Source organism: Prevotella sp. KH2C16, from assembly GCF_900113305.1.
Classification (GTDB): domain Bacteria; phylum Bacteroidota; class Bacteroidia; order Bacteroidales; family Bacteroidaceae; genus Prevotella.
In genome coordinates, this window is the sequence record NZ_FOOW01000002.1 from 209,621 (window position 1) to 236,606 (window position 26,986).

Genomic DNA, 26,986 nt, shown 5'->3' on the forward strand with positions numbered 1-26,986 from the left:
GGCGAATATTTCAGAATCTGGTTTTTTTTGCCTATATTTGTGCCAGTAATACGAAATGTTATGGAGAATACTAACAGTCATCTGGTCATTATGGCAGGTGGAGTGGGTAGCAGGTTCTGGCCCATGAGCACCACGGACAAGCCTAAGCAGTTCATCGATGTGTTGGGGGTGGGAAGGTCATTGCTTCAACTTACCTATCAGCGCTTTCAAGGTGTCTGTAATCCACAAAATGTGTGGGTGGTAACCAATGCCAGATATGTTGATATAGTCAAGGAACAGTTGCCAGAAGTGCCCGAAAACCAAATTCTCCTTGAGCCGTGCCGTCGTAATACGGCTCCCTGCATTGCCTATGTCAGTTGGCGAATCAAATCGCAAGACAATAAGGCGAATATTGTGGTTTCCCCCAGCGATCACATCGTTATGGATGAAAATGAATTCAGGCGAATCATTCAGTTGTGCCTGAATTTTACGCGGGAAACTGACGCCATTGTAACCTTGGGCATGAAGCCTAATCGTCCGGAGACGGGATATGGATACATTAAAGCCGACCTATCCTTGAGCTCTCCCCGCCAGAAAGAAATCTTCCGGGTAGACAGTTTCCGTGAAAAACCCGATTTGCAAACCGCTATTCAGTATATCAAGAATAATGACTATTTCTGGAATGCGGGGATTTTTATCTGGAGTGCAAGTACCATTGTGAATGCCTTCCGCGTCTATGCCCCTTCTATAGCAAAGGTGTTTGAAAGTCTGCGGCCCATTTACGGGACGCCTCAGGAGCAGGAGGAAATTAATCGTAGATATCCAGAGTGTGCCAGCATCTCGGTAGATTATGCCATTATGGAACGGGCAGAGGAAATCTTCGTGTGCCCGGCGGAATTCGGCTGGAGCGACCTCGGTACCTGGGGCAGCCTCTTGATGCAGACCAAGAAAGACTTATATGGCAATAGCCTTATAGGAGAGAATATAGAAATGTATGACAGCCATAACTGCATCGTGCATACTACCCAGGAGAGTCATGTGGTTATACAGGGGCTTGACAATTATATTGTCGCAGAGAAAGACGGCACCTTATTGATATGTAGCCTGTCGGAGGAACAGCGAATTAAGCAGTTTAGTGGAGAAGGCTGACGATTATTCTTCTCCACGGATGTTTCGTTTGCGCTTGATATACCATTTCGCAAGGAAATAAAGGAACGCTATTGCCACCAAGGACATGATAATAACCTTGATGTATTCGCTGTATTCCATAATCTTATCTGTCAGCTGATCTTCTGGAACTATGGCGTGGAGATACCAGCCAAGGGCAGCAAGAATGCAGTTCCAGACGCCTGCCCCCAAGGTGGTATACAGCAGGAATTGCCAATATTTCATCTTTGCCAAGCCTGCAGGAATGGAAATCAAATGGCGGATTCCCGGTATAAGTCGGCCAGTAATGGTTGCTGCAATGCCATGATCATAGAAGTATTTCTCGCTCTTCTCTACCTTTTCCTGATTCAGCAGGCACATATGTCCCCACCGGCTGTTTGCAAACTTATAGATGATAGGGCGCCCGAGATAATATCCGGCAAGATAGTTGATTGTCGCGCCACAATCCGCACCGATTGTCGCAAATAAAATGACAAGGAAAATATTGAGGTTTCCACCGGCGGCATGATAGGCTGCCGGCGACACTACGAACTCTGAAGGGACGGGGATAACCGTACTTTCCAATAACATCAGAAAGAAGATGGTTCCATAGTTCAGATTTCCCAGGAGGGTTGATAGCCAGTTCATTTCTTTTCTCTTAAATAGTTATAATAGTCTTTTATATCTAAGTCTTCAGGCAAGAAGTCTTCAAACGCAATACTTATTTCATACGGATTTCTATCACAGGCAATCTTAAGATACAGCTCATATTCCTCTTGTTTTCCTAAAGACTTGCAACAATAGGCCATATAGGCATAGCCGTCTTCCCAGTCATCAGGTACCATCGTGAACAGATGTGAGAGCAGCCTATAGCACAGCACATGGTAACCGTTTTCAAAAACAGAAACCGCTATGCGAAAAATAATTTCCGGATCTTCTTTAGAATTAGTGATTGCATTGGTAAAGAATTTTACAGCCTGTTTCACATTCTGCCGTTGTAGTTCCATGTATCCTTTGATGACCATGGCTTCGTTAGCGTCGAGCCCGTCTTTTTCCAGTGCCTTGTCTATTGTTCCCAAAGCCTTATCCATTTCATTGAGATTGGAATATGTAAATGCCAACTGCTTGTACATATCGGCTTGTCGGGCATTGTCTCCCTCTGTCAGTTCTATGGCTTTCTGGAAATGGGGTATTGTTTCCTCCGGCTTTCCGAGGTTTAAGAGAATCGTTCCAACAAACATTTCGCCCATAGGGTCTTGCGGATGCAGCTTGGTATAGCGTTGATAGTATTCTAAAGCGCCTTCTAAATTATGGATGCTGAAGAGCCCGTTTGCTTTGTTTACAATGGCATCGGTATCGTTGGGATTAATGGCAATGGCAAATTCGCTGCTTTGTATGGAGTCGCTAATGTTCCCGCGCATGAATTGTGTGGTAGCCAGTTGGTTCCAATAATAGGATGAGAAGGGTTCCTTCTCTGTCAGTTCCTGATAAATTCTTTCTGCCTCTTCAAAGTCTTCTTCTGATAAAACCAAGCGGGCTTTGAGTTCAAGATAGTCGGTAGAATTCCGGTCCTCCGACCTTTCTAACCATTTTTCCATCTCATTGGCATAGCCGTAGTCAGCATAGAGATTAGCGACATCCAAGACATAGTCTTCCTTGTCTTCTTCGTCTATGTCGGCATATTTAGACTCAAGATATTCGTCGGCCTTTTCTATCTGGTCATCAGCAAGCATGATTTCTGCGTACAGATAATAATAGTCAAGATCGCTCTTGTCGTCAATTTGGGCAGCATATTCCTTGGCTTTTTCGATGTCCTGCTCGGTAATCAACGCTATGCGCGAGCGCAGAAGGAGTGGGGCGAGTGCCCCGGGAAATAGCCGTAGGGCCTGTTCGATCACTTCTTTCGCCTTTTCCGTATTGCCATTTTCTTGATAATATTCTGCAATATGCGTGAATTCATCTGGTTCTAAATAGATAGAATCACCAGTGAGGGCTGATGATTCATATCTGTTCAAGATATCCTTGAAAAGCTTACTATCGAAGTAATTGTCGTTATACGCCATTTATTCTTTATTCTGCTTGGCCCAAGTATCTTTCAGTCCAACCGTTTTGTTGTATATAGGATGCTCTGCCGTTGAGTCCGGATCTGCCGTAAAGTATCCGATGCGCTGGAACTGGAGATATTCTCCGGACACCTTGTTTGCAGCATATTTTTCGACATAGCAGTTGGTATGTATGTGCAGGGAGTCGGGATTCAGAAGCTCATGGAAGTCCCTTTCGTCAGCGGATGGGTTTTCTACAAAGAAGAGCCGATCGTATTCACGGACTTCAGCCTTTACGCAATGGTCGGCTGAAACCCAATGCAAGGTGCCCTTTACCTTGCGGTTTGCACCTTCAAGACCGCTCTTGCTTTGCGGGTCGTATGTTGCCTGTATCTCGGTTATGTTGCCGGCTGTGTCTTTTGTGCAACCCGTACACATAATAATGTATGCATTTTTCAGGCGCACTTCCTTGCCCGGGGTTAGGCGAAAGAACTTCTTGGGAGCATCTTCCATGAAATCGGCCCGCTCAATCCACAAGTTTCTGGAGAAGGTGATGGTGTGAGTGCCGTCAGCCTCGTTTTCCGGATTATTAACGGCCCCCATCTCTTCGGCCTTGTTTTCAGGATAGTTTGTAATAACTAACTTTACTGGATCGAGTACTGCGGAGACCCGGCAGGCCTTCTTGTTCAGGTCGTCTCTTACCGCAGCCTCGAGCAATGCTACATCGTTCAGCGCGTCGAACTTGGTATAGCCGATGCTGTCGATGAAGGCACGGATGGATTCTGGTGAGTATCCCCGACGGCGCATGCCGCACAAGGTGGGCATACGAGGGTCGTCCCACCCGTTTACCAAATGCTCATCTACAAGCGTATGGAGCTTGCGTTTGGACATTACCGTATAAGTAAGGTTCAGGCGGTTGAACTCTATTTGTCGTGGACGGTTGTCATGTAGCTGATCAGCTGTTCCGTCCATCTCTTTCAGATAGTCTATAAATTTATCGTAGAGGGGACGATGGGGGACGAATTCGAGGGTGCAGATCGAGTGGGTTACTCCCTCGAAATAGTCGCTCTGCCCATGTGCGAAGTCATACATTGGGTATGCGTGCCATTGGGTTCCCGTGCGGTGATGCGGTGTTTGGATGATGCGGTATATGATAGGATCCCGAAAGTGCATGTTTGGATTGGTCATATCAAGTTTTGCTCTCAATACCATGCTGCCTTCTACTGCCTCGGGTGTATTCATCTTTTTGAAGAGTTCCAGATTCTCTTCAATGGGGCGGTCGCGGTAGGGCGAAGCCGTCCCGGGAGTTGTGGGAGTTCCTTTTTGCTGGGCGATTTGTTCTGAGGTCTGCTCATCTACATAGGCATTGCCCTGCTTTATCATCCAAATTGCAAAGTCCCAGAGCTTCTGGAAATAGTCGGAAGCAAAGTAGATGTTACCCCACTTGAAACCTAACCATTTGATATCCTCCAGGATATTCTCTACATATTCCGTGTTCTCCTTGCTGGGATTGGTATCATCAAAACGAAGATTGCAGACGCCATTGTATTTTTCCGCAACCCCGAAGTCCATGCAGATGGCTTTGGCATGACCGATATGAAGATAGCCATTAGGTTCTGGCGGAAAGCGTGTTTGTATGCGTCCTCCGTTCTTGCCTTCGGCCAAGTCCTCTTCAACGAATTGTTCTACAAAGCTGAGGCTTCTCTTCTCTTCGCTTGAGTTTTCTTCTTTTGTTGTCATATTCAACACCAGTTTTAATTCTGTTGCAAAGATACATAAAATCATTTTAATAACTGCAGAAACCGGAAAGTTTAACGCATTATCGCAAGGGAGGGGATTTTGTATTTCACTATACTATTTATTCGTGTTTAGAAAATCGCTGATTGTTCTTCTAACTGATTTGATTTCCATGTTGCTGTCAAGACTGTCTTTTTGCCTTTCCAATAGTTCTTTCATAGAGGCATACATCAATGGGTTTTCCTTCCAGAAGCTATCTGGTACCGTGAGGGCGGCATTCAGCAAGTCGCCGTCATAGAAATCGCCGGAGGCGAAGATGTTTTTGGTCAATATTTCCAATGCCAATGGCATGATATGTTCCAATGCTATGTTCTGATTGATGAGGAATCGGAAGTCTTCTATCGTGTATTCGGAAATCCTTGTATTGTATAAAGCATACAGATGCCTTACAGGGTAAGAGTCTTCAGGAGACGGGGTTTCGCCTTCCCATCTCTCCTTTAATAGTGAAGATAAGGTTGCAGACAGCAGTCTTTGTGGCTCTAAGTATTGAATAGCAGGTTCAGCCAATGTATTTGATTGACAGGCCTTTTTCCCGACTAACCCCTGTTCGTCTCGTAAGTATTTAGGTGTTTTCTTCCTTTTTGCCATCGTTTGTTTATGTTCTTCGGTTGGTTTTTCCCAGTTTGTTAGTATTGTGCAAATATAGCTATTTTTTGCGAGAAGTTTATGGCTTCGTGGAGAAAAATAAATCTATTGGATTTAATTCGCAGGACAGTCAGTACAGGGTTGGCGGGAGAGAATTGCACAATTTTGTGCTGGGAAATAGGCGTGTTGAGGACTTTTAATGAAAAAAAAGTTGAAAAACATCTCTTTTTATTTGCATCATTAGCAGAAAGTATATAAATTTGTTCATATTATCCTGAATACAATCTTTTTGCCTTAAGAAGCTGATACCCATTGAAACAAAAAGCCTCCTCTGAGAAGTGGAGGACTTTTTTATTTTTAAAGGCTTGGCAATTTGTTAGATTATGGCGTATCCGAAGGCCTGCATGAACTTATTTTATGCCCCGGTTGTTTAGTGCCTTAGAGTATCTTGCCGCATTCTGCAAGTGTTCTTGGTAGGTGCGCGCAAAGTTGTGCGTTCCGCTGAAGTCTTCCTTTGCACACATGTAGAGATAGTTATGGTGTTCAAGATTCAATACGGCATCGATGCCGGCGACGGTCGGTATGCGGATAGGACCGGGAGGCAAGCCGGTGTTTTTATAGGTGTTGTACGGGCTGTTGATGGTGAGCATATTGTGGTAGATGCGCCTCAGTTCGAAGTCGCCCAGGGCAAACTTGATCGTGGGGTCGGCCTGCAGGGGCATTCCTTGCGGGTATTCCTGGTCGCGGAAGTTCAGTCGGTTGTAGTACATTCCTGCCACTTTGGGCTTTTCTGAGTCGTTCGTGGTTTCCTCATCGACGATGCTTGCCAGCGTGATTACTTCTACGGGCGAGAGCTTGAGCTGCTTTGCCTTTGCCGTGCGGCCGTCGTCCCAGAACTTCCGGTTCTCGTTCTGCATTCTCTCCAGGAACTTTTCGAGCGAGATGTTCCAGTAAATGTCGTAAGTATTGGGGATGAAGAGTGCGGGAATGGTTTCCTTCGTATACCCCAGCCGTTGGAGGAGAGTGTCGTCGGTGAAGGCTTTATACAGGGTGGTGCTGTCCAGCATCAGCCTCTTCGAGAGCTCCGCGGCCAGCTTGTCCATCGTGCGCACCGAGGGTATGGTCAGGTTTACGGGTTTCTGCATGCCGTTTTTCATGTGGCGGAAAAGCTGGAAAGCCCCCGTGGAGGTCGACACCTCATATCTTCCTGTACGAATATGGTCCTCGTATTGACTGTGGCGAGAAAGAATGCGGAAAGCTCTCATTCCATGTGCGGATGCAACAGATTCGAGATGATTGTATACGGAGTCGATATTGTCGTCGGCATCCACATATATATATTGCGTATCGGGCTTCGTGCTGATGGCAGAAAAGAAATAATAATAGACGAGCCCGGCGATTATAAACAGGCAGACTGTTGCCGGTATGAGGTATTTTTTCTTTTGGTTTTTCTTCATGATGATGTATATCAAAAACGATTACAAAGATACGGTAAAATTTCGATTTCTGTTCAATATTGTGGAATATTTTTCTTAATTTTGTGTTGTATTTAGAAGACGGCGATATGAGATATGATACCTATATATTTGACTTAGACGGGACATTGCTTGATTCCCTAGGAGATTTGTATTCCAGCACGAACTACGCCCTGCGTCAGCACGAAATGCCGGAGAGGACTTTGGATGAAATTCGGTGCTTCGTGGGCAACGGGGTTAAGAAGCTGATGGAGAGAGCTGTCCCGAAAGGTTTGGAAAATCCAAGATTCGAGGAGACTTTCGCAACATTCCGGGAGCATTATCTGGTGCATAATCTTGATACGACAGCTCCTTATCCCGGCGTCCTGCGAATGCTTGCGGAACTCAAATCGCAGGGCAAGAACCTGGCCATCGTGAGCAACAAGTTCTATACGGCAACCCAGAGTCTTTGCCGCCATTTCTTCGGTGATTATGTGTCGGTGGCCATCGGCGAGCGGGAGAACATCCGCAGAAAGCCCGCCCCGGACACGGTTCTGGAGGCTCTGCGGCAGTTGGGGACGGGTGCAGACAATGCCGTATATATAGGCGACAGCGATGTGGACATCATGACGGCGAGGAACAGCGGCATGCCGTGCATCAGCGTCCTGTGGGGATTCCGGAGCCGGGAATTCCTTGTGGAGCATGGTGGCGAGCGGTTCGTAAGCAGTCCCGAAGAGCTGCTGCGGCTATAGACTGGAAACAGGCAGAGGCTTTTTCGTGAATTCGTTTGCGGTTAGTAACGCCATCATCCATAAGTGGTAATGGCGTTCAAATAGCATGATTTTCCTGTTTGTTATTTCAATTCCCCATTCTTATAGAAGTTGAGCATGTCGATGTTGAGGATGGTGAGATACTTGCTTTGCAGTTCGTTTTGCTGTGCCAGAAGCAGGTTGTCGCGACCGGTCATCAGCTCTACGATGTTCTTCAGTCCAAGACGGAACTGCTCGCTCAGGAGATCGTAGCTGGTCTGGGCGCTTTCCGTGCTGACCTTCGCGGCCTTGAACATGTTCTGATTGGTAACGGCTTGCAACCAATAGTTCTCAATAGTAGAGTAGAGGGTCGTCTGCCGGTCGCGCAGGTCGAGCATGTAGCTTTGTCGTTGAAGCATAGCCTTGTTTACCGCCGTCTTGGTCTGGCGATGATCGAAGATAGGAATGCTTAATGAGATACCCCCTCCTATGTTGAAGTTATTCTTCATCTGCCTTCCCCATTCATAGTCACTCATGGAATTATGGCTGGTCGCCACTCCGGCGTTGAGACTGACGGTGGGATAACGATAGGCTTTTGCAAGTTTCACCTGCACATCGCTTGACTCGATCCCGAGCTGCGCATTCTTGATTTCCGGACGACTGTCTAAGGCTGAGGCATAGACGGCCTGCATTCCCGGGATGTCCTGTAGTGCCATTGCATCGGTCGTTTCCGGAACTGCAATGTCAAACTCTTCGTCGTCAGTGATTTGCAGGAGTTGTTTCAACTGTCGCTTGTAGTTTTTCAGATTGCTCTCTGCCTGCACGATGTTATATTCGTCCTGTGCCCTCTGGGCGGTCAGCTGAGCCAAGTCGGCCTTGCTCATCTTGCCCACTTCAACGAATGTCTTGCCACGCTCCTCGTTCGTCTTGCTTGTTTCAAGGGCGTTCTTACTCACTTTGATGGCTTCGGTGGAGTAAAGTATCTGTACATAGAGTTGGGCTATCTGCTCTTGAACATTGTTGGCCGAAACGGCAGAATCCAGTTCCGCCTGCTGTGAGGCAAGCTTGTTCAGTTTGACTTGATTGTGATTCTGGTTGCCGTTCCATACGGTCCAGTTGGCATTCAGACCATAGGTGCCGTTATAGTAAACCTTGTCCACGCTCGTCTGTATCTGGTCGTTGGCCACTATCGTACGGTTGGATTCCGGCCAGGGGCTGTAGCTCACATTGTGATTGGTGCTAAAATCCAATGAGGGCAGCAGGGCGGCCTGACTCTGCTTGACATCCTCTTCGGCGCTCAACTTTTGGACACGGGTCTTCTGGAGTGAGATGTTATTCTGCAGTGCGTAGTCGATGCAGTCTCTAAGTGTCCACCGGCGGGCTTCCATCTGTTGTGAAAAAGACAGGAACGCTAATCCTATCAGCGAGAGTTTCCAAAAATGTCTCATATCGTAATACTGATCTTTTAGAATATTTTACTTTGTTAGACGCAAAAAAACTTCTTCAAGTTTACATGTAGGTCTGGATTTTAACAATACTTATGAAAAGAGTTTGTTACGCTATAGGGAGCCTGCAGATTTGTATTGGTTTGAGTAGATAAGCTTATCTTTCTGTCTTGAGGCCAATTAAATCTGCAGTTATCATCGTCTTATCAGAGGAACATTTCCTCCTGATTAGGAATTGAAATCTTGTAGCCGGGCAATGTATTTCCCGAGGATGTCAAACTCAAGGTTGACTACCGTGCCCACTTTTATATCACGGAAATTGGTGTTTGCACGGGTGTAAGGGATGATGGCCACCTCGAAAGTGTTGTCGGTGGGATTGCAGACCGTAAGCGAAACGCCGTTTACGGTTACCGACCCCTTGTCCACCGTGAAGTATCCGCGCCGTGCCATGTCGGGATCGAGCTTGTATTCGAACTTGAAGTAGGTGCTTCCGTCGGCATCGCGCATGCCGACGCAGCAGGCGGTCTCGTCAACATGACCTTGGACGATATGCCCGTCCAGCCGCCCGTTCATCAGCATGGAGCGCTCTACATTGACGGCGTCTCCTATCTGGACGAGTCCCAGGTTAGAGCGGTCGAGGGTCTCTTTCATGGCTGTAACGGTATAGGTGCCGCCCGCGATTCTCACCACGGTGAGGCATACGCCGTTGTGAGAGATACTCTGGTCTATCTTCAGTTCGTCCACAAAAGAACACTTCAGGGTGAAATCGATGTTGCCCTGCTCTTTGCTGATTGCCACGACGGTGGCCATTTCTTCTACGATACCGCTAAACATATGACTTGGTGAAGGTTGGATAAAATAAAAAGGGGCTGCACGATGATGTGATGATAAGTCCGAGTATATATGATTTGAGAGCTCTCCGCCTTTGTAATCCACCGGCCTTGCGGCTTAGGTTCCGAGGAACTTTATATGGCCCGCCATTAGCAAAAGAAGCTGTCTCGGTTCTTATTTTAATTTTGATGACTATCCCGATCGAATCTGTGCAACCCCCGAGATGGTTCTCCTTTTCTGATTGCAAAGATAGTAATTTAAATTAATACTGTCAAATGAATAGTTCTAAAAAATATTAAGCCGCCTGTCTTTTTGTGAGATGTTTTACTGGAGGATGCGGTCTTTCGGTTGACAAAATCGGCGAGATTATACGACAAAATCGCCGAAATCATGGGACAAAATCGCCGATTTTGTCATTGTGTTGACGGCATTTAGCCTTAAGAGACCAGGCTTGGAGGAATACGGGAGAACGGCAAGGAATGTGCGTCCTTAGGCATTTCCGGTTTCTTCATTGTAGAGTCTGTCGAACCATCGGTGAAGTTCTTCTGCGTCTTCGATGATGGACTGGATGGCCGAGAGGCGTTCCTGATTCGGGGAATTGTGTACCCAGAGGCGGATGTATCCGGCTCGCGAATACTTTTCCTGCATATGGTTCTGGAACCGGTTCCATTGTCCCGTCCGATCCAAGGCTGGCTCTTTCTCTAATCCGTATTGTACCGCACGACGGAATACCGTCTCGGGGTCGAGGTCGCGGTCGGCCTCGGCAACGATTTTCCCATACAGGGAACGAGGAGAGTGGCTGGCCGAGGCACGGTGATCCTCGATGGCCTCCTTCATGATCTTTATCTGTTCGGGCGAGAACCACTTCTTCAGGCGGGCGTCGGCGGTGAGAATCTTTCCCCCCGTGATGTGATGGATAGCCCGAGGACCGCTCATGCCGAGGTCGTGGTAGGCCGCTATCGCATAGCACATATTGATGTCGGCCCCCGTGAGGCGAGCCAGTTCGAGGCTGTTTTTGATGACGCGCTGGACATGCCCGAGCCCATGGCTTCTGCCGAATTCAGCATAGCGGGGGAGAATCTGCTTTTCTACAAATTCCATCAATTCCAAGTCTATTTGTTGTTGCATATCGTTATGAGAGTGGTATGATGCCGAGGGCTGTGCCTATGCCGTAAACGAACATATTGCGTGCAGTCTGCCCCAAGATTCGGTTAAGTTCGCGACCTTCGTGGATTTCGCACATCTGCCGTTGTGTGCCTTGATGCCAGATGAGGTAGGGCAGAAGTAGCGCCATGGCGGCGAATGCCGACGGACGGCCTTGCAGATTGAACTCATAGAGGTAGATGCCGGCCATGATGAGCACGGCGATGAAGCCTACCCAGAGATAGAGGCGCTCGGCATTCCGGTATCCGATTCTTACGACGAGGGTAATCTTATGGTCCCGCTTGTCGTTGTCGCGGTCGCGATAGTTATTTATTAATAATAAGGTGTCGATGACAAGTCCGCAGGCAACGGAGGCCAGGAAGACCTCAAGGGTGATGCCTTGCAAATGCTCCGGCAGGATGACATAGTAGGTGCAGCAGACCGGAACGATTCCGAAAAACAAAAGAACGAGTACATCGCCCATACCCAGATAGGACAGGGTGGTGGTATAGAGGAAGCAGAAGAGCACGCAGGCAACGCCCACGAGCAGCATCTGCAGTCCTCCGTAGGCAATGAGGGGCAGGCCGATGACACATGCGAGAAGTGTGGTTACAGCGAGTCCTTTCTTCATGGCGCGGGGCGTAATCCAGCCTTCGGTGCATGCGCGTTTGGGGCCGAGGCGGGTTGCCCGGTCGTCATTGCCGTGCTTATAGTCGAAGTAATCGTTCACGAAGTTGGCATCTATCTGCATGACGAACGCAAAAAGGAAGCAAAGGATGGCGGGAACCGGTCTGAATCCGGCAAGGCCGGCATCCTTCAGAGCAAGTGCCGTGCCGATCATTACGGGTACAGCCGCTCCCGTCAAGGTCCTTGGGCGTGCTGCTAGCAGCCACGATTTGGGTGAATTTGTACGAATGTTGTTCTCGTTCATGTATGAGATTCTATTCCTGAACTCTCCTATGAAAGGAGGTTTCGAGATGTTTAGTTGAAGAAGTTCCAGCTCAGTCCGAATCTCAGGATGCGGGCGTTCAGGGGATAGTGGGGGGTGAAGAAATAGTTGCCGGTGCCCAGTCCCTCGTTCACATGGCTCATCATCACGAAGAAGCGGGTGTGCTTCAGATGGAAATTCGCATATACATTCACCACCGGATAGTTGCCCACCTTGGTCCGGCTATTGCCTTCCTGCACGGTGAATTGCCCGAGCCCGGGGGCATAGTCGGGCGCATAGTATTTGGTGAAGTATCTCATGTCGGCTCCGAAGTCGCACTTCAGAACCTTGGCAATCTTGAATCTCAGGAACAGATTGGTGTAGACATTGAATTGGGGCACGGCAAGAATATCCTCCTTGCTGGATTTCTGATAGGTGAGAACGGTCTCCCAATTCAACGGGCCGAAAGTGAAATTCTGGGCTATTTGCGCCGTAATCAGGCTGATGGCATCATCGCACTGACGGGCCATCACTTGATTGTTGAGCCGGTTATGGTTTTCGTTAATCTCATAACTCTGTCCGAGATAAGTGTAATTCTTGATCTCGTCTATGGCAATCCGCAGACTTGTACGGGTCTTAGCCCAGCTTAGAATGCCCTGTATGCGGCTATGGATGAAGTTGTCGGCATCTAAATTCCACATGTAATGCCGGCCCTGATAGTGCCGATAGTAAAAACTTGGCGAATCCCGGTAAAAAAAACCGCTTGCAGCCAATGTTACGGTATCGCCGAAAAGCTTGAAGTTCAGGTCGGCAGCAGCGTCGATATGAACGGCTCCCGCATCATCCCCGGCTACGCCGAATTCACCTAAGACATCGTAATGCAGGGTCTTCCCCTCTGTCTTTGAGAGCTGCCCGCCGACAAAAATACCATTCTCCCTATAGGTAGCAGGTCCCATCTGGCCGGGCAGTGTATAGTGCCGCATCTCATGGCTGGCAAAAGCCTTAAGCCCAGCTTTTGCCCATTTGTTAAATCCTTCTAACAGGGATATAGCAAAGGTGTTCTTGATATTATAGAAGCGGGTTTTGTCAAAGATGGAGTCGGGCAAAAGCCTTTCCGCCACATCATAAGTGTTCTGATAGAAGCCGTCAGGGGTCTGGTAGGCTTGATAGATGCGTCGGTTCGTATTGAACTCAACCGTATGGATAAAGCTGGTAACCGGAACATATTCGTTTTTCAGCCACATCGTGTCTTCGGCAGCTTTTCTCTCTGCGGCAAGAACGCTGTCCAGTTGTTCCTTGTTGCTGATTGAAATGCGGTTGTTTGCCAGTTTTGCCGTGTCCGCAGGTTCCATGCCTGCTATTTTGGCATCGTCCGGACGCCCCCCGAAGGTTGGGGTGTTTGCCGCATTTTTATCATATTCTGCCTCGTCCAGGTCTTCGCCGTTCATACGGGCCTTTTTCATCGCCTCCTCTTTCTCCTCTCGGGCTTTCTGGTCTTTCTTGGCTTCCATGGCAAACTTACGGGCCTTGATTTCCTCTTCGGTCATCTTCACCTTGCGTTTGAAGCCGAGACTGTAGCGATGAGTCAGGAATATATGGTGATTGTCATAGCGGTTCCAGTTGGATTCCAGAGTCGTGGGAATCTCGGTGGTTTCAAAGCTTTCATTGAAAATCTCGGGGCGTGCCACATAATCGTCGTTGGTGATGCCACCGTTCTCAGCCACTTTCTGGTGATTGGTTGACAGGAGCAGATGCGCCTGATAGTGGTCGCCCAGATACGAGCCGTACATGGTATAGTTGAAGTGCGAGGTGCTTTGGTTCGAATAATAGCCGCGCCCATAGATGTAATCAAACTTGAATCCCACGCCGATTCGTTTGCCGGCATTAATCCCGAACTTAGCCGTGAAATGGTCTTCGCCGTTGGTTCTGTTGCCACAAGTATTGAATGAGAGGTTCGTAAACGGTGAAAGAGTGTTTGTGAAGTGGAATTCTTCAATATTGGTGAGGAAGAAATCGTAGGGGGCGGAAAAGAGAAATTCCGGCATCTGCTGTCGATCAACGAATATGCGGGCAATACGCGGGGAGCCCAGATTTCCCAATGTATTGTATTCACCACGCATGCCCGTAGTGAATATGCTGTTCATGTACATATGGGAGATGGTATCAGGCTCAGCGAAGGTCCGGTCGCCGAATCGGTTGATGGTCCAAGTTTTCAGTCCTATAGGAATCTCTTTGTCTGTGCCCAGGGTGTCTTGCTGTTTTCTCTGATTTCTATTTGTTGTAAAGGTGCCATCTTCATTGATCTGATTATAATCAGAAGATGTGTCAATTTGTGCTTTGCTGCCCAGGGCAATGGCAGAAAGCAAGGATATCAAAATAAGTAATCTCTTCATTAATGAATAAATCGGAGGCAGCATTCAACGATTTTGAAAACCATTGCTGCCAGAATTATGATAGTGCCAACTGTTGTATTTGCAAGAAAATAGATGGCGACACCGACAATAGCTCCCAGCATGAATATGATGTTGAGGATATTGCGGATTTGAAGATATTTATCTTCAGACTCTTCCGTCTGCCGATGGTGTCTGGGCCTATTGCTTCCTATTTCCATAATTATCTTAAGGCTTCCTCAATGCCATTGAAGATTTCATTCTTACGATCAATCGTTGCGCGGCGGAACTTGCCGGATGGGCGGCTCAGCTTGTTTTTATTCTTATTGAGGGCAAACTCATCGACAATCCAGTCCTCTGCCTTCGTCTTGAAGCCGCTATCACGGTTTTCCTCGTAGCTGTAGTTTATGCGAGACAGGGTCATGTTCAGGTGATTGTCCGTACAATTTGCAACAAGTGTATAGTTGAATTCCGACCGGTCGAGCGAGATGAAGTTGCTGTTGAAGACCAGCCATTCACACATGCGCGCTGCAATCTGGTGCCGGGTCTCGTTTACTAAGGCTATAGTACTCTTGGCAGCCTCGTCTGTTTTCTGATTGTCGTCCTCTGTCAACTCGCTCATATACTCATAGGTAATCTGGTAAATGTCTTCCGCACTCTTGCCGGGAACATCAAGGTCGAGCGTGAATATTACGGAACCATCGACTACGGGAACTGCTCCTTCAAGATATTCGGAGATGTCATTGTCGTCTTTTTTGCTGCTCTTAACATATTTCTTGGTCTTATTTGCTGTTGTGGCAGGCGAACTCCAGTCTCCTTTAGAAGTGGAAGTAGTCATTGAATATTTGCCCTCTGGATCTTTGTTTTTCAGAGGTTCTGTCGTCTTTGCTGGTTCTTTCTTGCCGTTGGGAGCCATAGCCTCTTTCTTTGTCTCAGGCACAGTCGCCGATGGGAATACGCCAGTCTGTTGGGCTTCCTTGTTAAGTCGCTCTGCTTCTGCATTCAGCCTGGCAGCCTCTTCTTGTGCTTTTCTTATTTGTTCTTGAATGGCAGCTTGTTTCGCTGCAATCTCCTTGGCCTTTTTGGCGGCATCTTCTTTTGCTTTTCTATCAGCCTCGGCTTTGGCTTTGGCCTTTGCTTCTGCAGCGGCTTTTTGTGCTCTTTCCGCTTTGGCCTTGGCTTCGGCTACTGCTTTCTGGGCTGCCTCCAATTGCTGCTGCGCTTTTTCTAACTGTTGTTCAGGAGTCAGGGTTGTATTACTTTGTGCAAAGCTTACAAATGGCATAATGGCAAATAATGCAATCAGAACCTTCTTCATAATCTTGTAATTATTATATTTGTTCTACAAAAGTAATCAAATCTCTTGAATTAGCGATGGCTTAAACTGATGTTTAACATTAATTATTTCAAATCCAATTGTTCTTTAAGCCTGACGATTTCGTCTCGATACTGGGCAGCCTGGATAAAATCAAGATGTTTTGCGGCCTGTTTCATCAGGGCTGTCGTATCAGCAATGCTCTTCTCTAATTGCTCTTTTGACATGCGCTCAACAATAGGATCTGCAGCAAAGGCAGCACTGTCAGGTTCTATATAAATATACGCATTCGGGGTAGCCTGAACAGAAGGGGCAGTAAAGTCCTTGGTCGTAGGAAGGGCGTTTGTAATATCTTTGACTATTTGCTTAGGCGTAATGTGGTGCTCCTCGTTATATTTCAGCTGTTTCATGCGCCTGCGGTAAGTCTCATCAATGGTTTTCTGCATGCTTTCTGTGATGGTGTCCGCATACATGATTACCTTTCCATTCACATTTCGGGCTGCGCGTCCGGCAGTCTGGGTCAGAGAGCGATGGCTGCGGAGGAATCCTTCTTTGTCTGCGTCCAGGATGGCAACAAGAGAAACTTCGGGTAAGTCGAGCCCTTCACGAAGGAGATTTACGCCAACAAGGACATCAAAGACACCAGAACGGAGATTGTTCATTATCTTCACGCGGTCAAGAGTGGCCACATCGCTATGGATATAGTTGGCCCTTACATCATGATTCAGCAAATATTCTGTAAGTTCTTCTGCCATTCTCTTGGTCAGAGTGGTAACCAGCACGCGTTCCCTTCTGTGGCTTCGGGTCAGGATTTCATCGAGTAAGTCATCTATTTGGTTCTCACTCGGACGAACTTCAATCTCAGGATCAAGGAGTCCCGTGGGACGAATCAATTGTTCTACGACTGCACCTCCAGATTCTTCTAACTCGTAATCGGCAGGAGTGGCAGACACATAAATCACCTGATTAATCATTTCATGGAATTCTTCGAATCGCAGCGGACGGTTGTCGAAGGCTGCCGGCAATCGGAATCCGTATTCAACCAGGTTCTGCTTGCGTGCCCTGTCGCCGCCAAACATGGCATTGATCTGGGGTACGCTTACATGACTCTCGTCAATTACCATAAGGTAGTCTGCCGGGAAGAAGTCAAGCAGACAATATGGTTTTTCCCCAGGTTGACGGCCGTCGAAATAGCGGGAATAGTTTTCTATGCCGGAGCAATGGCCCAATTCCTTTATCATCTCCATATCGTATTCCACCCGCTCTTTGATGCGCTGTGCCTTGATATTGTCGCCAAGCCCCGTGAAGAAGTCCACCTGTTTTACCAAGTCGTCCTGTATCTCGCGAATAGCCAGCTCCGTTTGTTCCTTGGAGGTAACAAAGAGGTTTGCAGGATAAATCTGATATTCTTGGAATGAAGCCAATTGGTGGAATGTAACGGAGTCGACTTCTTCAATAGAATCTATTTCGTCGTCCCACCAGGTAACGCGTAGAACATTGTCGCTGTAGGCCATAGCAATATCTACCGTGTCGCCTTTTACCCGGAAATTGCCTCGTTGCAGGTCGATATCGTTTCGGATATAAAGGGCATCAACAAGTTTTCTGAGAAACTGATTTCTGTCAAGTGTTTGTCCTTTCCTTATGGCTATCACACTATTTGCCATTGCCGTTGGTCCGCCCATGCCGTAGATGCAAGAAACGGAAGATACAACGACTACATCTTTTCGCCCTGACAACAAGGAACTTACCGCCCCAAGCCTCAGTTTATCTATAGCTTCATTGATTGCGAGATCTTTCTCTATATAAGTGTCTGATGCCGGAAGATATGCTTCCGGTTGATAATAGTCATAATAAGAAACATAGTATTCGACCGCATTCTCAGGGAAGAAGCCTTTCATCTCCTGATAGAGTTGGGCAGCCAATGTCTTGTTGTGGCTTAACACTAATGTTGGCTTGTTGATATTGGCTATTACATTGGCAATGGTAAAGGTTTTTCCTGATCCGGTAACCCCAAGTAAGACCTGGGCGGGATCTCCGCGCCTAATGCCTTCTGTAAGTTCTCTTATCGCCTCTGGTTGGTCGCCTGTTGGTTTGTATTTTGATGTAAGCTTAAAATCCATAAGTGCAAATTTACTAAAATTATATGGTTTGCTGCGTTGTTATTCGTGATTTTTTGCTAAAAAATATAGTTTTTACTTTGTAAATAGAGGAAATATATGTAACTTTGCAACTCAAACTGAAATGTATGAAGAAACTTCCCATTATAATGTTTTCGGGCCTGTTGCTTGTAACGAGTTGTGCAAAAGAATTCAACAATGTTTACAAGAGCAGTGATTACCAGTATAAATATGAGTATGCAAAGGAATGTTTTGCAAATGGCAAGTATACTCGGGCAACGACATTGCTCTCGGAGCTGATAACTCTTATGAAAGGCACGGACAAGGCGGAAGAATGCCTCTATATGTTGGGGATGGCTCAATATAATGACAAGGACTACACCAATGCCTCAGAAACATTCAGGCGATATTCTAATTCTTATCCGCGGGGTGCCTATTCCGAACAGGCGAGATATTATGTGGGGCAGAGCCTTTACATGAGTACGCCAGAGCCTCGCCTCGACCAGAGTCAGACTGTAGCGGCCATTTCCGCTTTTCAGGAGTTCTTGGATCTGTATCCGAATTCCGGATTGAAGTCTACTGCTCAGCAACGCCTTTTTGCCCTTCAGGACAAGCTTGTAGAGAAAGAGCTCTACAATGCGCGGCTTTATTATGATATTGGCACATACTTCGGCAATTGCTCAAGCGGGGGTAATAACTACGAATCCTGTGTTATCACAGCTCAGAATGCTCTCAAAGACTATCCCTATAGTAAGTATCGCGAGAACTTCTCAATACTCATTATGAAAAGTAAATACGAACTTGCGCAGATGAGTGTGGAGTCAAAGAAGCTTGACAGATATCAGGATGCACAGGATGAATGTTATGGGTTTATCAACGAATACCCGGATTCTAAGGAGAGAGTGTCCGCCGAGCGATACATCGAGAAGTGCAAGAGTTACATTGCGGCACATGAGCATGATGTCGAGGACATGGGCTCCATCAGGGATATGAACAGAAATTAGAAAATTAAACTATAAATAATTGAAATGGATTACAAAAAGTCAAAGGCACCGGTAAACACAGTAACCCGCAACATTATGGATCTCTGCAAGGAGACCGGTAACATTTATGAGAGTGTCGCAATCATCGGAAAGCGCAGCAATCAGATTGCGATGGAGATAAAGGCCGACTTGAACAAGAAGCTTGCTGAATTCGCCTCATACAATGACTCTTTGGAAGAAGTCTTCGAGAATCGTGAGCAAATAGAGATTTCTCGTTATTATGAGAAGCTCCCCAAGCCGACATTGCTGGCTACGCAGGAGTTTATGGAGGGAAATGTTTATTGGCGCGATCCCGCGAAAGATAAAGAGGAATTCGGAGCATGATTCAGCGTGTACAGACCGTCTATCTGTTACTGGCACTTTTGGCGACCATTATTTGCCTATGTCTGCCGATTGGCAGCATTGCCCCTAAGGGGATGGGAGTCGAGGTGGAAGTCTTCAATCTTTTCGTAACGGCAGGGCAGGGCACCGTGAGTTTTTCCGTATGGCCCCTGTTCGCGTTGTTGTTGATTACATGTCCGCTGGCAATAGCAGCCATCATGGCCTATAAAAAGCGCCGGCTGCAGGCAAAGCTCTGCTATTGGAATATCGTCTTTTGCCTGGCATGGTATGTCTATTATGCATTCATGGTATTGAATAATTTCCAGCAGATGGGTACATATCATCCCGCTTTTGCGGTTTGTCTGCCATTTGTCGCAATGGCTTTATATGCTTTTGCGCATCGGGGAATCATGAAAGACGAAGAATTGATCAAGTCTTCTGAGAGAATCAGGTAAAGAGCTTTCAGGCGTGGCAGGGAGAGGCGTTGATGGATTCCTGCAGTATTACCAGCAGTTAGTAACATGATTACCAGTTGCTGGTAATACTATTACCAATCGTTGGTAATGGCGTTACAAGCCGCTTGTAATATTGATAGATACAGATTCTGCCATGTGGGGCAAATGCTGCTATGTGCAAAGGAAGCCGCTCTCTGTTCAACAGAGGACGGCTTCCTTGTTTGTTAAGAGTTACTTTTCGACCTTTGGAAAACTATTCCTGGGGTTAAAAAAGCAACTCCTGAGTATGAAATATTAGAGACCTAAGCCCTTCAAAGCCTTTTCCTTGGCTTTATTAACATTCTCGTTGGCTTTTTCTGCAGCCTTGTTCACTGCGTCATTAGCCTTGGTCTGAGCTTCGGTAACTTTTTCATTCACTTTGTTTTCGACATTAGTCTTAGCATTCTCAACAGCATTGTTTGCAGCTGTTGCGGCAGCTTCTTTCACTGTGGCAGGGGCATTCTTGATGGCCTCTGCGGCAGCCTCTGCTGTTGCAATGGCAGTAGCGCCTTTTGCTACGGCTGGTGAAGCTAGGTTTACTACATCGGCAGCAACGGCGTTCTTGGCTTCCTCTGCAGTTGTTGCAGCAGTTGTCGGGAGCTTCTTGATGCCTTCTACCAAACTGGCGATGGTAGCATTGCCCGAGGCAACATTCTTAATGGTTTCAGCATTCTCGTTGATGAAGTTCTTGATTGCCGTGCCATAACTGAGGGCCTGGTCGAGCTTGCCGCTGTCTACGAGGTTCTTGTAGATGGTCTGCAAGGTGGCAAGTGAAGCAATGGTGCCCTCACTATTGTTGGCTTTGAGTGCCTTCTGCAGCTCAGCTGTGAGATTGTTGAATGTTGTCTGCGACTCTTCGCTGAGTGCTGCAACACTGTCGGAATCAGCAGTCTCCACCGGAGTTGCCGTCTTGTTACCACAACTTGCAAAGGTGATTGCAACAGCTGCAATAACCATGAAAATAATTTTCTTCATATTCTTTAGGTTTTAAATAAATTGATAATTGTGGACAAATATAGCGTCTTTTAAAGTAAGTTGTTCTTTTTGTTATGATTTTTTAAATAAAAAAAGATGGTTTGCAGAAGCCTGCAAGCCATCTTCTATAAAGAGACTATTCTATTTGTTTGTGCTTAGATAACCTCGCTCCAGTCCTCCTGGCTCTTGCGGACATAGGTCTGGTAGCGCAGCTTGGCCATGCGCTCAGCGGCAGAGAAGAGTTCTTCAGCCTCTGCAGGATAGGCCTTGGCAACAGAAGAGTAGCGCACTTCGCCCAACAGGAAGTCGCGGAAATCTTCCCACTTCGGTTCCTTGGAGTCAAGCGTGAACGGGTTCTTGCCCTCTTCTGCGAGCTGCGGGTTGTAACGCCATAGATGCCAGTAACCGCAAGCAACAGCCAACTCTTCCTCTCGCTGGCTCGTACCCATGTTCCTCTTCATCTTCTTGGTGCCCTTGATGCCATGGTTGATACACGGTGCATAGGCGATAACCAGTGATGGGCCTGGATAAGCCTCAGCCTCGCGGATAGCCTTGAGGGTCTGGTTGTTGTCGGCTCCCATTGCAATCTGGGCAACATATACATAGCCATAGGTGGTCTGCATCAGTCCAAGATCTTTCTTGCGGATGCGCTTGCCTTGAGCGGCAAACTGGGCAATCGCGCCGAGAGGTGTGGACTTGGAGCTCTGGCCGCCGGTGTTGGAGTAAACCTCGGTGTCAAGCACGAGGATGTTTACATCTTCTCCGGAAGCGAGCACATGGTCGAGACCGCCGTAGCCGATGTCGTAAGAAGCGCCGTCGCCACCGATAATCCATTGGCTCCGCTTCACCAGATAGTGGTCGAGTGTCTTGAGTTCTGCGCATATGGGGCATCCGTGTTCTACGCCTTCTGCAATCAGCGGTTTGAGCTTGGCTGCCGCAACCTTTGAGCTGTCGGCATTGTTTTGGTTCTCAATCCATTCCTGTGCAGCCTCTTTCATATTGGCAGGTGTCTTTTCATCAGCAATCAGTTCGTTCAGAAGGAGTGTGATACGCTCCTTCATCTTCTTGTTTCCAAGTGCCATACCGAGTCCGAACTCACAGAAGTCCTCGAACAGGGAATTGTCGAAGGCCGGGCCTTGGCCTTGTGCGTTGGTCGTATATGGGGTTGAAGGAATTGATGCACTATAGATAGAAGAGCAACCCGTAGCGTTGGCAATCATTTCTCGGTCGCCGAACAGCTGCGAAATAAGCTTGACATAAGGTGTCTCACCGCAACCGGCACATGCACCGGAGAACTCAAACAGCGGCTGAGCGAACTGTGAGTTCTTGGGGCTCTGACTGATGTTGACCAAGTCCTGCTTAGAAGTTACATTCTTAATCAGATACTCCCAGTTCTTAGCCTCTTGTTGCATGGCAGGAGAGTCTATATTGAATGGAACCATCTTAAGTGCCTTCTCTGTCTCGCCTGTCTCGCGATTCTTCTTGCCCGGGCATACATCAGCGCAGTTGCCGCAACCAAGACAGTCCATGACGGCTACCTGGATACGGAATTGCATTCCTTTCAGCTCCTTGGGAGCAAGAATGCCAATAGACTGAAGATTGCTGTTCTTGGATTCATTCTCATCGAGGACAAATGGACGGATGGTAGCATGAGGACAAGCGAATGCACATTTGTTACACTGAATACAGTTTTCTGGATTCCATTCGGGTACGAATGCCTCGACGCCTCGCTTCTCAAAGGCAGATGTTCCGTTCTTCCAAGTGCCGTCCACAGTACCATGCTTTACAAAGTCAGAGACCTTGAGCAAGTCGCCAGACTGGGCATTGATAGGACGAACCAGTTCCTTGATGAATGCCGGTGCATCATCATTATTGTTGTCTTCGTCAGCCAAGTTTGCCCATGCCGGATCAACGGCAAGCTGCTTATACTCGCCGCCGCGGTCAACGGCTGCATAGTTCAGTTTTACAACATCTTCGCCTTTCTTGCCATAAGACTTTACGATGAAGGCCTTCATCTGTTCTATGGCAAGGTCTATAGGAATAACCTCGGTAATGCGGAAGAATGCGCTCTGGAGTATGGTGTTAGTGCGGTTGCCCAGGCCGATCTCCTGTCCAATCTTTGTCGCATTGATATAATAAACACGAATGTTGTGCTTTGCGAAGTGGCGCTTTACTTTGTTAGGAATGAAGTTTATCAATTCCTCTCCTTCAAAGATAGTGTTCAACAAGAATGTACCATTATCGCGCAATCCACGAGTTACATCGTACATGTGCAGGTAGGCCTGTACATGGCAAGCAACGAAGTTGGGAGTATTTACTTGATAGGCAGAGTGGATTGGCTCATCGCCAAAGCGAAGGTGAGAGCAAGTGAAACCGCCAGACTTCTTTGAGTCATAGGAGAAATATGCCTGACAGTACTTATTGGTATTGTTACCGATAATCTGTACAGAATTCTTGTTTGCACCGACAGTACCGTCTGAACCCAAACCATAGAACTTGGCCTCAAAGAGAGAGTCGCCGCCCATTGGAATCTCTTCTACTTCGGGAAGAGAAGTGAAGGTAACATCGTCTACGATACCTACTGTGAAGTGGTTCTTAGGCATTGGCATTTCAAGGTTATTGAATACGGCAACAATCTTGGCAGGTGTGGTGTCTGCAGAGCCAAGACCATAACGACCGCCGACAACCAAAGGCTTGCGTGGATCGTCGTAGAGGGCAGACTTTACATCAAGGTACAACGGCTCTCCCTCTGCTCCGGGCTCCTTCGTGCGATCGAGGACGGCAATACGCTTTACGCTTGCCGGCAAGGCCTTCTTCAAGAAGTCTACGGAGAACGGACGATAGAGATGTACTGCCACCATACCCACTTTCTTGCCTTGTTTTAGCAGATAGTCAATAGCCTCGCGGGCAGGTTCTGTTGCAGAGCCCATCAGCACGATTACATTTTCGGCATCCTTGGCTCCATAATAGTTAAAGCAATGATACTCGCGCCCTGTAATATCAGATATCTTGCCACAAAGGTCTTCTACCACCTGGGGGATATTCTCATAGTATGAGTTAGATGCCTCACGATGGGTGAAGAAGGTCTCTGGGTTCTCAGCGGTGCCTCGTGTAACAGGACGCTCTGGAGAAAGCGCGCGGTCGCGGAACTTCTTGATGTCTTCTAAGTCTACTAATGGACGGATATCTTCCATGTCCATTTCCTCAATTTTGTGATATTCATGGGAAGTGCGGAAGCCATCAAAGAAATTGATGAAAGGAACACTTGTTTTGAATGTAGCAATATGGGGAATGGCCGTTAAGTCCATGACCTCTTGGACGGAGCCAGAGCAAAACATGGCGAAACCCGTCTGGCGGCAGGCCATTACATCCTGATGGTCGCCAAAGATGCAAAGAGAGTGAGATGCCAGCGTCCGGGCTGAGACATCGAATACGCATGGAAGCAGTTCGCCGGCAATCTTGTACATGTTCGGAATCATGAGCAGCAAGCCTTGTGAAGCGGTGAATGTCGTTGTCAATGCACCGGCCTGGAGCGATCCGTGAAGCGCACCGGCAGCTCCGCCTTCAGATTCCATTTCCTGGACAGATACGGTCTGCCCAAAGAGATTCTTCCGGCCTTTTGCAGCCCACTCGTCTACATGCTCTGCCATGGGTGATGACGGAGTAATAGGATAGATGGCAGCCACTTCAGTAAACATGTAACTTACATGTGCAGCAGCGGTATTACCATCACAAGTGATAAACTTTTTTTCTTTTGCCATTTTGTTTTTGATAAATATTAATGAATGTTGTTGTATGATTTTAATAAAGAAATCCTAATAGCCACAGAGGTATGCGGTTATCTTTTCCTATCTCTGTATTATATCTCGCGTAGATCGTATCGGAATTATACCTTAGCTTATGTTCCCCCTTTGCATTGCAAATTCTAAACTTCTTCGTGTCGTCGACAATAAAGAAGTGGTCTTTGGCTGCCTGGTTCACCCTGTGGTCTTTCCACATTGTATTCACAAAAAAGGTCTCCATCAGCTCTTGCTCGTTTACCTGAATGGGGTATATGGCATAAAGTAGGTTCGGATTATGGAGTATAACCTTGGACGGTTTCTTGGGAAACTCTTCTCCGACAGGATATATCATATTGATAAGTCGGGCATCGGCAAGATATTTGATATAGTTCATAACCGTAGCTCGGCTGGTCTCGATATCTTTTGCCAGATTACTGATGTTTGGTCCCTTCCCCGTGTTTTGCGCCAACAGGTAAAATAGTTTTTTTATCTTTGTGAGATATTTCAAGTCTATTTGTTTAATGAGCAGGATGTCGACTTCTGTCATCATGTTCATTGTCTTCAGGAGATTTTCTGAGAAATTCCGATGCTCAAGAAAGAAAGGGTAGAAGCCATGATGGATGTAATCCTGAAAATATTTAGTAGGACTAACCTGGGGCAGAATCTGCTTGATGATATGCTCATGGTCATTGAGTATCTCATCGAGTGAGTAGGCAGGAATATTTGTACCAGCCTGCAGGTTTATAAACTCACGAAAAGAGAATCCCCTTAGGTTGTAGCTCTTCACGATGCCATTAAGTTCTGGGTTCTCTTCTTTCAGGCGCATGACGCTCGAACCTGTGAAGACAATCTTCAGTTCTGGCAGCATGTCATAGCATTGGCGCAGTTCGTTACTCCAGTTGGGCTGCTTGAAAACCTGGTCTATCAGCAAAACCTTTCCGCCGTTTCCGACAAAGTCGACGGCAAAATCAAAGATTCCATTCCCCTGAAAATAGAAATTGTTCATGTTCACATAGAGGCATTGCCTGTCCGTGGGGTTGAAGTTCTCTTTGGCATACTGCAATAGGAAAGTCGTTTTTCCCACACCTCGGGTACCTTTGATGCCAATCAGTCTGTCGTTCCAGTCAATCTCATCCATGAGGGTGCGGCGGACGGTCGCGTTCTGGAGCTCAACAAGATTGGTGTGAGTGCGAAAAAAAGCTTCCTCCATAAGTTTCTGTACCGAGTTGGTTATTTTATTTGCAAAGATAATATTTATTTTCAAGAATGCAAAGTCAAGATTGCAAAATATTCGTGTTTTTGCTTTTTTTTGCACATAGCGTTGTGAGGGAGTTGTAATTCTTTGTATATTTGCAATGGAAATAATTTGTATCTGACGATGAAACTACATATATTCAATCCCGAGCATGATATTGCCTTGGCTGCAAATATCGAACGATTCACGCCTCCCCATGCGGGACGGGCGCTTCGGGCAGACCTGGGATTCATCCCTGCTTTATGGGCTGATGACGGGGATTTCGTCTTGGTAGATGATGTCGACGCCGCTTTGGGCTCGGTTCGACGCCTCAGGAGATATACCAGGGATGTGGTTTTTGTAACACTTGACGACTTGCCTAATATTCCTCCATGTGAACTTTCGGTGTGGGGATGGGATTCCTCCTTGAGATTTCAGTTGTTGAAGGCAGGGATAGGAGAGGGCAGACTCCCCTCCGTTCTTCTCTTGGAATTGTTGCGGGAGATAAGCAGTCGCAAATGGGCGGCAAAGAGATTACTCCCCAAACTACTGACGGATCCTGATACGCTGATAGGGGAAGCCCGTTCAGTTTCTGATTTAGAACTAATTCGGAATAGTTCCCTGCCGTATGTGTTGAAATCTCCTTGGAGCAGTAGTGGCAGAGGTATCCGCTATGTGGAGCGGCTGACCCCTCAAATAGAGAATTGGGCATTGAATATTATCAATAGGCAGGGATTCGTAATGAGGGAGCCTTTCTATGACAAAGTGAAGGATTTTGCTCTTGAATTTGAGTCTACTAATAGCGGCGTTCAGTATTTGGGCCTATCACTTTTCAAAACAATCAATGGTGCATATGTGGGTAATATCCTTGCGTCCGAGGAAGAAAAACGAATGATACTTGGTAAATATATTTCTTTAAAATTGATAGATAACCTGGTCGGAAGGATATCTGCAATCCTGACGGAGTCTTTCCACGATTCCTATAGAGGGCCTTTCGGCATCGACATGATGGTGGTGCATGATGACGGAAAACTGAAGGTTCATCCGTGCGTAGAGTTGAATCTTCGCCGTACGATGGGCTTCGTGGCTTTGTCGTTTGGCGTAAAGGCAACAGAGGCTCAGAAGCTCATGCAGATTTCATATGATGGGAAATATCATTTCCGTGTCTTGAATACGGCAGAAAATGTCATCAATAACGGATTGGCATAGCTTTTAT

Annotated in this window: 22 protein-coding genes; 6 read left to right on the forward strand and 16 right to left on the reverse strand. The window is 47.1% G+C overall.

Annotation, left to right across the window (positions count from 1 at the left end; genetic code table 11):
- Positions 1–60: 60 nt before the first annotated feature.
- Positions 61–1,128, forward strand: a complete 1,068-nt coding sequence (locus tag BM114_RS02605; RefSeq protein ID WP_092110097.1) for a mannose-1-phosphate guanylyltransferase — start codon at positions 61–63, stop codon at positions 1,126–1,128.
- A 3-nt stretch (positions 1,129–1,131) separates the two neighbouring features.
- Here the strand turns inward: BM114_RS02605 and BM114_RS02610 are convergent, their stop codons facing one another.
- The 5 genes from BM114_RS02610 to mltG all read right to left on the reverse strand — a co-directional run bounded on the left by BM114_RS02610 (position 1,132) and on the right by mltG (position 7,006).
- Complete coding sequence (locus BM114_RS02610; RefSeq protein ID WP_092110099.1) at positions 1,132–1,773, reverse strand: DedA family protein; 642 nt, start codon at positions 1,771–1,773, stop codon at positions 1,132–1,134.
- Positions 1,770–3,188: a tetratricopeptide repeat protein gene (locus BM114_RS02615; RefSeq protein ID WP_092110101.1), complete on the reverse strand. Its 1,419-nt coding sequence runs from the start codon at positions 3,186–3,188 to the stop codon at positions 1,770–1,772. The genes BM114_RS02610 and BM114_RS02615 overlap by 4 nt, the downstream gene beginning before the upstream one ends.
- Positions 3,189–4,907, reverse strand: a complete 1,719-nt coding sequence (locus BM114_RS02620) for a glutamine--tRNA ligase/YqeY domain fusion protein (protein WP_092110103.1) — start codon at positions 4,905–4,907, stop codon at positions 3,189–3,191. It abuts the gene before it with no gap.
- 114 nt (positions 4,908–5,021) lie between these two features.
- Positions 5,022–5,552, reverse strand: coding sequence for a contact-dependent growth inhibition system immunity protein (locus tag BM114_RS02625; RefSeq protein WP_092110105.1), 531 nt, complete (start codon positions 5,550–5,552; stop codon positions 5,022–5,024).
- A 407-nt stretch (positions 5,553–5,959) separates the two neighbouring features.
- Positions 5,960–7,006, reverse strand: a complete 1,047-nt coding sequence (mltG, locus tag BM114_RS02630) for an endolytic transglycosylase MltG (RefSeq protein WP_092110107.1) — start codon at positions 7,004–7,006, stop codon at positions 5,960–5,962.
- A gap of 107 nt (positions 7,007–7,113) precedes the next feature.
- Between mltG and BM114_RS02635 the strand changes: the two genes are divergently transcribed.
- Positions 7,114–7,755, forward strand: coding sequence for an HAD family hydrolase (locus tag BM114_RS02635; RefSeq protein WP_092110108.1), 642 nt, complete (start codon positions 7,114–7,116; stop codon positions 7,753–7,755).
- A 101-nt stretch (positions 7,756–7,856) separates the two neighbouring features.
- On the opposite strand, the gene BM114_RS02640 is transcribed toward BM114_RS02635, so the two are convergent.
- The 8 genes from BM114_RS02640 to uvrB form a co-directional block, all read right to left on the reverse strand.
- A complete protein-coding gene (locus BM114_RS02640; RefSeq protein WP_092110110.1) occupies positions 7,857–9,200 on the reverse strand; it encodes a TolC family protein in 1,344 nt (447 codons plus the stop codon).
- Positions 9,201–9,425: 225 nt separating this feature from the next.
- Positions 9,426–10,031, reverse strand: a complete 606-nt coding sequence (locus BM114_RS02645; RefSeq protein ID WP_092110112.1) for a riboflavin synthase — start codon at positions 10,029–10,031, stop codon at positions 9,426–9,428.
- A 486-nt stretch (positions 10,032–10,517) separates the two neighbouring features.
- Positions 10,518–11,156, reverse strand: coding sequence for an HD domain-containing protein (locus tag BM114_RS02650; RefSeq protein ID WP_092110114.1), 639 nt, complete (start codon positions 11,154–11,156; stop codon positions 10,518–10,520).
- Positions 11,157–11,160: 4 nt separating this feature from the next.
- The gene (menA, locus tag BM114_RS02655) at positions 11,161–12,102 is read right to left on the reverse strand and encodes a 1,4-dihydroxy-2-naphthoate octaprenyltransferase (RefSeq protein ID WP_092110116.1); all 942 of its coding nucleotides are present in this window, start codon (positions 12,100–12,102) and stop codon (positions 11,161–11,163) included.
- A 50-nt stretch (positions 12,103–12,152) separates the two neighbouring features.
- Positions 12,153–14,492 (reverse strand): putative porin, encoded by a 2,340-nt coding sequence (locus BM114_RS02660; protein ID WP_092110118.1) that lies wholly within the window; start codon positions 14,490–14,492, stop codon positions 12,153–12,155.
- Positions 14,492–14,710, reverse strand: coding sequence for a hypothetical protein (locus BM114_RS14580; protein ID WP_092110120.1), 219 nt, complete (start codon positions 14,708–14,710; stop codon positions 14,492–14,494). Before BM114_RS14580 ends, BM114_RS02660 begins: the two co-directional genes overlap by 1 nt.
- A 2-nt stretch (positions 14,711–14,712) precedes the next feature.
- Positions 14,713–15,807 carry a DUF4468 domain-containing protein gene (locus tag BM114_RS02670; RefSeq protein ID WP_092110123.1) on the reverse strand — a complete coding sequence of 365 codons (1,095 nt, stop codon included), beginning with the start codon at positions 15,805–15,807 and terminating at the stop codon, positions 14,713–14,715.
- An 83-nt stretch (positions 15,808–15,890) separates the two neighbouring features.
- The gene (uvrB, locus tag BM114_RS02675; protein WP_092110125.1) at positions 15,891–17,924 is read right to left on the reverse strand and encodes an excinuclease ABC subunit UvrB; all 2,034 of its coding nucleotides are present in this window, start codon (positions 17,922–17,924) and stop codon (positions 15,891–15,893) included.
- A gap of 125 nt (positions 17,925–18,049) precedes the next feature.
- On the opposite strand from uvrB, the gene BM114_RS02680 reads away from it, so the two are divergent.
- From BM114_RS02680 to BM114_RS02690, 3 genes are read left to right on the forward strand one after another with little or no spacing between them, the layout of a single operon-like run.
- Complete coding sequence (locus BM114_RS02680) at positions 18,050–18,925, forward strand: outer membrane protein assembly factor BamD (RefSeq protein WP_092110127.1); 876 nt, start codon at positions 18,050–18,052, stop codon at positions 18,923–18,925.
- Positions 18,926–18,949: 24 nt separating this feature from the next.
- Positions 18,950–19,288, forward strand: coding sequence for a DNA-directed RNA polymerase subunit omega (locus BM114_RS02685; protein ID WP_092110130.1), 339 nt, complete (start codon positions 18,950–18,952; stop codon positions 19,286–19,288).
- Positions 19,285–19,740 (forward strand): DUF4293 domain-containing protein, encoded by a 456-nt coding sequence (locus BM114_RS02690; protein WP_092110132.1) that lies wholly within the window; start codon positions 19,285–19,287, stop codon positions 19,738–19,740. The genes BM114_RS02685 and BM114_RS02690 overlap by 4 nt, the downstream gene beginning before the upstream one ends.
- A 294-nt stretch (positions 19,741–20,034) precedes the next feature.
- On the opposite strand, the gene BM114_RS02695 is transcribed toward BM114_RS02690, so the two are convergent.
- From BM114_RS02695 to BM114_RS02705, 3 genes are all read right to left on the reverse strand, one after another.
- Positions 20,035–20,754, reverse strand: coding sequence for a hypothetical protein (locus BM114_RS02695; protein WP_092110133.1), 720 nt, complete (start codon positions 20,752–20,754; stop codon positions 20,035–20,037).
- Positions 20,755–20,909: 155 nt separating this feature from the next.
- Positions 20,910–24,515 (reverse strand): pyruvate:ferredoxin (flavodoxin) oxidoreductase, encoded by a 3,606-nt coding sequence (gene nifJ, locus BM114_RS02700; protein WP_092110136.1) that lies wholly within the window; start codon positions 24,513–24,515, stop codon positions 20,910–20,912.
- A 40-nt stretch (positions 24,516–24,555) separates the two neighbouring features.
- Positions 24,556–25,746 carry an ATP-binding protein gene (locus BM114_RS02705; RefSeq protein WP_092110138.1) on the reverse strand — a complete coding sequence of 397 codons (1,191 nt, stop codon included), beginning with the start codon at positions 25,744–25,746 and terminating at the stop codon, positions 24,556–24,558.
- 168 nt (positions 25,747–25,914) lie between these two features.
- Between BM114_RS02705 and BM114_RS02710 the strand changes: the two genes are divergently transcribed.
- Positions 25,915–26,979, forward strand: coding sequence for a hypothetical protein (locus tag BM114_RS02710; protein WP_092110140.1), 1,065 nt, complete (start codon positions 25,915–25,917; stop codon positions 26,977–26,979).
- The last annotated feature ends 7 nt before the right edge of the window (positions 26,980–26,986 follow it).